7 protein-coding genes are annotated in these 7,115 nt (G+C 38.9%); 2 read left to right on the forward strand and 5 right to left on the reverse strand.

Going from position 1 to position 7,115, the window contains the following annotated elements:
- The gene (locus NI000_RS29620) at positions 1-2,157 is read right to left on the reverse strand and encodes a Mu transposase C-terminal domain-containing protein (RefSeq protein ID WP_253414951.1); all 2,157 of its coding nucleotides are present in this window, start codon (positions 2,155-2,157) and stop codon (positions 1-3) included.
- The gene (locus NI000_RS29625) at positions 2,154-2,774 is read right to left on the reverse strand and encodes a TnsA endonuclease N-terminal domain-containing protein (RefSeq protein ID WP_253414952.1); all 621 of its coding nucleotides are present in this window, start codon (positions 2,772-2,774) and stop codon (positions 2,154-2,156) included. The genes NI000_RS29620 and NI000_RS29625 overlap by 4 nt, the downstream gene beginning before the upstream one ends.
- A 379-nt stretch (positions 2,775-3,153) precedes the next feature.
- Here NI000_RS29625 and NI000_RS29630 point away from each other — a divergent pair, with 379 nt between their 5' ends.
- Positions 3,154-3,603 (forward strand): helix-turn-helix domain-containing protein, encoded by a 450-nt coding sequence (locus NI000_RS29630; protein ID WP_309247945.1) that lies wholly within the window; start codon positions 3,154-3,156, stop codon positions 3,601-3,603.
- 192 nt (positions 3,604-3,795) lie between these two features.
- Here NI000_RS29630 and NI000_RS29635 read toward each other — a convergent pair whose 3' ends face one another.
- Positions 3,796-4,155, reverse strand: coding sequence for a hypothetical protein (locus NI000_RS29635; RefSeq protein ID WP_253414954.1), 360 nt, complete (start codon positions 4,153-4,155; stop codon positions 3,796-3,798).
- Positions 4,156-4,618: 463 nt separating this feature from the next.
- Here NI000_RS29635 and NI000_RS29640 point away from each other — a divergent pair, with 463 nt between their 5' ends.
- A complete protein-coding gene (locus NI000_RS29640; protein ID WP_253414955.1) occupies positions 4,619-5,407 on the forward strand; it encodes a class I SAM-dependent methyltransferase in 789 nt (262 codons plus the stop codon).
- Positions 5,408-5,854: 447 nt separating this feature from the next.
- Here NI000_RS29640 and NI000_RS29645 read toward each other — a convergent pair whose 3' ends face one another.
- Together NI000_RS29645 and NI000_RS29650 are read right to left on the reverse strand one after the other, a co-directional pair.
- A complete protein-coding gene (locus NI000_RS29645) occupies positions 5,855-6,124 on the reverse strand; it encodes a hypothetical protein (protein WP_253414956.1) in 270 nt (89 codons plus the stop codon).
- Positions 6,125-6,748: 624 nt separating this feature from the next.
- Positions 6,749-6,952: a helix-turn-helix domain-containing protein gene (locus NI000_RS29650; RefSeq protein ID WP_253414957.1), complete on the reverse strand. Its 204-nt coding sequence runs from the start codon at positions 6,950-6,952 to the stop codon at positions 6,749-6,751.
- Positions 6,953-7,115 lie beyond the last annotated feature (163 nt).

Genomic DNA, 7,115 nt, shown 5'->3' on the forward strand with positions numbered 1-7,115 from the left:
TTAACCTTCCTTTCTAATCCTTGATAATAATCCGAGCTTTGACCCTGGAGAGAAAGAAGTCTCGTTGTCACCATCGTCTTCTCTCATGACTACTTCATGATTACTTGTGCTTTTAGCCTTGTTTAACTCAAAGCTCTGTAACTTGCGTAGCTTATCTCGTTCTTCCTTTCGATTGGTTCGGATATCTGCCTTACGTTCAGTTTTTGTCAGTGAAGGATCCCTCTCAGCCTTCACTCGTTCCTCCGCCTCCTTTTTGATTTTTTCCAATCGGGTGCTTAGATCTACATCCTGTTGGTTCTTCGTGGATTGATATAGACTCTTTTGAAGCTTTTCCTCGAATCGCTTCATTTCCACTTCTTCTAGGGTCAAATCTTGAAACCGAGACGATTTCTCCAATAGATAACACTTCATAAACTCTTTCCCGTCACGCAATTTAATATAAATATGGTTCATATTTCGTCTGTCAAATGCTATGACAGTTTTAGCTGAACTTCCTTGCACGAACCACCCTTGTTCCACCAATTCATCACACCAGTAATACATGCCTTCGAACTGGACTCCTTCACTGCTTACTGTTGCCTTGGCCTCCTCAAGCACGTTTAGGCGCACAATATCTGGATGTACTTCATGCAAAAAGTGATCACGTTGCATTCCCCAATTCCATAATTCCCTCGGAATAGGCTTTACATTGTCTTTGGACAATGCTTTATCCAAAGGGTAATGTTCCATGTAATGATAATTATTTCGATGCAGAATCATCTCAATAACCATCTTGGTGAAATCTTTTATGGTTAGTTTTGCGTCCAGAACATAGTCAGGGCCTCCACGCTTTCGATATTCTTTCTTTACTGCACCCGGCATCCAAGGTTGAAGCGTTAGATTTAATGTGCGAAACTGCTGCTCAACAATACCCTTTAGGTCAGCCCGATAGGGAGGAGCATTTTTTAATTTAATACCTAACGCTTTCCCCAAAGAGTCTGCCTTTTTGCTCTCCATTTCTCCCCGGTCAGCATAAAAGTGTTGAGGCATATGACGACAAGGCCATTCGTCCTCTGTGATTTCAATCCCATATTCCGCACAAAACTCAACTTTATTCACTGCGGTATTCTCAATGGCCATCGTTACGCCTAACCAAGAAGGTCCCTCAAAACCGATATATAGGCCAACAATCATGTGCGTCCATACATCCACCACAATATAGACCACTGGTCTTCCGATAATCTGATCGACATTATCTGAGCTAATTAGGTAAACATCAGCAACCGTAGCATCGATCTCAAAGATCTGGCCAGGGCCTGTAGCCCGTCTTGTTTCTGAACCTAACAATGGTCTGAAATCACGATCAAAAGTAACTTTCCCCTCACGTGCCACCAGTCTTTTTCGTCTTATATATCTCGTCCTAATGTGATACCTAAGCTGGGCGATACTTGGAACTTGATGATCAGGCAGGATGATTGGGATTTCTACTCCCCGAACAATTTTTGTTTCGACTTCAAAGCGTTTTTTCAGCATCTCAACGTATGTAAATTTGACCGAATCTCGTCTATTGACCTTCAAGTAGACATCGCGTATAAAATCATCAAAAATTCTTCTGGTTTCCTCATCAACTAGCACCCCCGACAGTTCGGGATCAACTATGACAGTTAGCCGTGACCGCCCCATTTTTTGTTTGGGGTTTTTAGGCTTTCCTGGACCACCACACTTCCGAAAACGAGGGAGCAAGGCATTTTCTTTTTTGCCCCCCATCCAGTAATAGCGAAGGTATTTATAAATAAACTTCTTGCCTTTACCAGTCCGCTCACATAGATCCTTGATGATCCGATACCGTTCTTTTGAATCATATATGTTAGGCTCGATTTCTACGATCTCTTTAATGCATGCCCAGGCATGGTCTCTAATCTTAATTTCATTTTTACTGAGCTTATCCTCAGGAACCATGAACTTCGCATAGGGATCGTACTGCAGCTTATTAAGCTGCCCGGAATCCAACTCATTCTGCATATTGGAGAGAGATTTGTATTTGGGAAGAGCACTATCGTTAATAATGGAGATTGTAATAACCGCGTCTATTTCTGTGTTTACCCAAAGCACCCTTTCGCAATCAAGCAGCCTGCCGTTCTCCTCACGCTTCATAACATTGTTAACAAAAATGTTCATACAATACCTCCCGGGTGACAGACTGCGCGGATTTGAAGCGGCTGCAATGTAGGTAGAATTCGCTTTGTCATATCGACGATCCAGAAACGATTAGCAATCAAGTGCCTTACAATTTGTATGCATGTACCCTTGGGCAATCCATGCTTCAAATCCTGTTCCATAGTGACATCCGTTAAGGGGGAATGACTTTGGGAGATTGCTTGACGGAGGGATGGTTCAATATGCTTTATGAGCTCAGGTGTAAGGTGCATATGCCCTTCCATCGATCGTGCCGAGTGAAGCCATTCTACATTGCGAACAAGATCATAATTGATTTGTTTTTCAGTAATCAGCGACCAGTCGATTTCTAGGTCTTTGAAGAACTGCTTTTCGATTTGCAATTTTTCCACTACGCGTTTGCTTAACTTGTTAGACGGCTTAATTGAATGCGCAGAAAAGCTGATATCATCTCCTTTTTTAAGTGTTAGCAACATATCCGTTGTCATCACAATTGGGTATTTCGTTTTTGGATCCACAGGATGTCTTATGCCTAGTTTTTGCGCAATGAATAGTGTCCTCCCCAAAGGCAATAATGGAAACTGCTCACGAATATCAATAACATCCTCTGCCCATTCCATCTGATAGTGATGTGCGAGCTCTAGATGCTCCGAGAGATAGTGATGAAGGCGCTGGCTCTTCCACCCAAGGATTCGTGTTACAACTCCGGTTTGAAGGTACATCATGAATGGTTAGCCATGGTTTATAGGCAGCAAAATGACCTTCCCCTCTTCCCTCACGAATTCGCCTAGCAATCGATAAAGCTGTCGTGCTCGTTCTTCTCTTAGACATATGCCTTCCTCCTTGTTAATTTTTTATTTACACTGATTTAAAATGAGTTAAATACTTATTGACTTGAATGATATACGAATATTCTTTAACTTGTCAACCAGAATAGTTAAATAATTTACTATTTCGACTTTGAATGTTATGATGTAAACAAAGGACGGTGAGCCAGCAGTGTCGTTGATAGGGGAAAAAATCAAAGAACGAAGAACTCTTATGCAGTGGACTCAAGAGATGCTTGCGCAGAAATTGGAGACAACCAAACACGTAATATCCAATTGGGAACGTGGGGTCGCCAATCCCGATCATAAGCAGATTGCCGTATTGGCTAATGTTTTTGAGGTAACGGCAGATTATTTACTTGGACTAACAGAATATCCAGAACCACAATTCCGTGACCCCTTCGGTCAGATTTATTTTCTGCCGGCTATTGATTACTCTTTTATTAAAGGTGCGAGCTGGGACTTAGTGAAACTCTTAAATTCAGGAATTGACCTCTCTGTAAACGGTGAATTGTTACCTGTTGAGGATAAACGACTCTTGTCTGCTTTGGTGGAACAGACTATAAAGAGAATTCAACAGGTCCGCCGGCAAACGAAAGAACTCACAGAGGAGGAGCTTTAGAAATATTCTGACTGGAACAAGCTCTTATAAATTTCACTCTGTACGGATTTGGAGTTGTTCAATCCTTCATTATATACTCGATTAATACCTTTCGAGTAGCAACAGTGAGATGAACTGGATAGCACTTCAGTTCCATTTCAATACGCTCATCGAATTCATTGACTGTAGCTTTTTACAATAGCTTGAACTTCTTCAACGAGTTCCTTCAGTTGGTCCACTCCTTTTCGGATTATTGGCCCGCGGCGTTTTTTTATGCGGCCTGAGAGAACGTTTTGCTTTTAGCTTTTGGATGCTGTTGAAATACTTTTCAAGTTTCACTCCTGACACACTATTGGGTTGAATAATATTGCAAACTAGCAGCATTTTACTATGCGGCTCGATCAACAAAATTTTGTCCAGGTTGCTCTTAGTAGAGATAACTAATACCATCCATTCCCCTGAAGTCCTCGCCTTTTCAAACCACTGATGTCTTATTGCTGTGTCACAAGAATAGTGAAGTCCATTAAAAACGATCCCTCTCATTGTGACCTTACCAATCCCTATCTCGTTCATCGAATCTCTCTCCTTTCGGTTTATAGTATAGTAATTATCCGTTTTCGGATATTTTATACTTAGACTTTTATAAGCAAAAATAAAGTGTTTTCTTAGTGCTTAGACTAAGATAAAGCTCTTTTTAGAGCATTACATGCTACCCGCGTATGTTCTTTAATTAATAATTGGAAAAAGGCATGCAATGAGGAGGACGTGGCCCAAGTGAAGACGCGGGAACGTCCTTTCTATTGAACCGAGGGACGGGCAGTTTAGCTCAATATACTAACAGAGGAAAGATGGGGAAATCCAAGGTTTTTAGAGATAAACAGAGTTATTATTTTCTGAAAATCCTAAATTTAGGCATTGTAATGCGAATGTGTAAATCTATGCAAAATAGCGAACATGCGTTTTTGAGGTTTGTAAAAAAAGATATTATATTTTACGATAGGTAACATTCGAAACCAAGAATTAAGGAGATGTTTAAATGAGCAATATATTATTAAGTTCAAGAAAAAACACTCTTGATAATAATGGGGTTTTAGAACAAAATAAAAAGTTTTGGGATAATACTGCTGACAAATGGTTCGGTGTAACTGCACTCCCGGAACTCGGATGCTTGATACCATCCGAAGAAGATTTACATTTGTTTGGTGATGTGTCTGGTAAAAAAGTTCTTGAAATTGGTTGTGGAAGTGGGCACTCTCTTAAATATCTTGGTGACCATAATGCATCAGAACTTTGGGGACTTGATATGTCAACACAGCAAATTGAAAATGCAACCCGTTATTTAAAAGATTGCGGATATGAAGCACATTTATTCAATAGTCCCATGGAAGTGAATCCAGGTTTACCGATGGGTTATTTTGATATTGTTTATTCAATATATGCAATCGGCTGGACTACCGATTTACAAAAAACATTTAATTTAATCGCATCCTATTTAAAAAAAGGTGGTACTTTTATATTTAGCTGGGATCACCCTGTTATGAGATGTATGGAAATTGAAGAAGATAATCTTGTAGTTAAAAGCTCTTATTACGATGAAAATCTTTTTACGTTTGAAAAATACGGCTTTGATGTTTCACTCAGCAAAAGGAAAATTTCAACGTATATTAACGCTTTATCTAAAGCAGGATTTTTTATTGAGGAAATGATAGAAGAAACTGATAAACAAACCCTTGAAAGTGAGAGTAAAGTTGAACAGAAGTATCATTCTGCTTTCAATGCGAAAATGTTTCCCATGTCCTTCGTTTTTAAAGCAAGAAAACTTTAATCGGTAATTAAGCATAAATTGCGGTTATATAAGCCGCAATCTTTATATTATACGCATCAGTGGCTTTAAAAGGATTGCTTTGGGTTGAAAAAATTGAAGTAAAACTAGCGAGTTAATTTGTAAAAAAGCTCGACGGGTTACGATAGTGCAATAAACGAAAACCAGTCTAACACTTTCTTTTCGTGTTTTGAGTGGTTTTTGTTTATTAATATTGAATAGTCTATAACTTATTTATTAAAGTCAAACGATTTTCACTCGTAAAACTGCATCAAATCAACATCGCTTTATTTTCTTTGTACAGCGGTCATTATAATTACAAGAGTTGAGTTTTATCCGTCGGCAAAGATTGCCGCTTTAAACTAAACGAGAGAACGATAGCTCAATTAACTTCGCAATAAAACAAAAGAAAACCCGGCATTCACGCTGGGTTCGTTGTTGCATAAGTATTTACCATGTTAGCCATCCGCTTGTTCTTTTGTAGCCGACAATCATGTCGAAATTCTCTGAACGGACTAATTGAGTCATCTTGTTTCTGTAAATCCTGTAATGATCATTACGACAGGATTTTATTTCTTTATCGTAGTGAACGGCTTTGATCCCTTTTCGAACCTCTTTTAGTTTCTCAATTCGAGGGTTCTTATAGCGTTTTTTCTTGATAAAAGTTTTTTCACTTGCAATTTCGCATTCCCAAGCCATGATTTCTTCTTTATCAAACATTTTCTTCCCCGTTGCGTGGGGCTAGATTATGGTTTGTACCATGACACCATCGCAACTAACGGAAGAATGTATTTGGATTTTGCATGAAATCCTCTCCTTAGAAAGCTCTTCTGAATCCCAAATAAATTATCGTATAAATACCTCTAATAAGCAACTTATAGGAATTTATCATTACGGGAGCATAGTTTAAAATCATGTACGGTGAATTGTATCATATATCGAGGCAAGATCATTAAACTCCTTAGGTTATTAAAGTAGACGTGCAGAATACGCTAATGAATACACTTCCCTTACCTGGACAGATTAAGTTGTAATTAGTGGGTTTAAGTAAAAGATGGAAAAATTTCATGAGGGTTTTAATTTGCTTTGTAATCCTACTTTCAATAGTCGGAGCGCAACCTTCATTTTGTAATGCAGTGGTTCAGGACTCACTTGAGGACTCTAGGGAACTGCAACTACAAGATATGCTGGTGTTGCTTTTACTACCGCAAATGCGAGAGAAGCTGTACTTTATTTTCTAGTCTAAAACTCTATTTTCATCGATTAAATAGAGCATAAAAAAAGAACAGGTACCCAAGGCAACCGCTCCTTTTAAACGAATAAGTCATTCCTAATTCCCAAATGCTATTTAGTATCATCAAATAGCCAATTCAGATCAACACTGAACTTTTTCCTTAATTCACTAAGGGTTTCTGCTGAAGGTTTCGTTTTCCCTTGCTCAATCTCGCTTAATCTTCCTTGGGAGATCCCAATGGTTTCTGCAAAATCAATCTGATTTAATTTATGCTCTTTTCGAATGGCTTTAATTTTTTCGCCAATTGCATTCATAACCTGGACCTCCAAACGAAACAAAAATTGGGCCGTCCTCAGCTTGTGAGACGGCCCATGATGTTTAATAAGTGGTTCCATAGTTTTTTTACTGGTTCCATACTTTTTTTACTGGTTCCACAGTTTCTTTACTAGTTCCAGACTTTTTTATCACCAGACAGAA

Source organism: Paenibacillus tyrphae, assembly GCF_024158745.1.
Taxonomy (GTDB): Bacteria; Bacillota; Bacilli; order Paenibacillales; family NBRC-103111; genus Paenibacillus_G; species Paenibacillus_G tyrfis_A.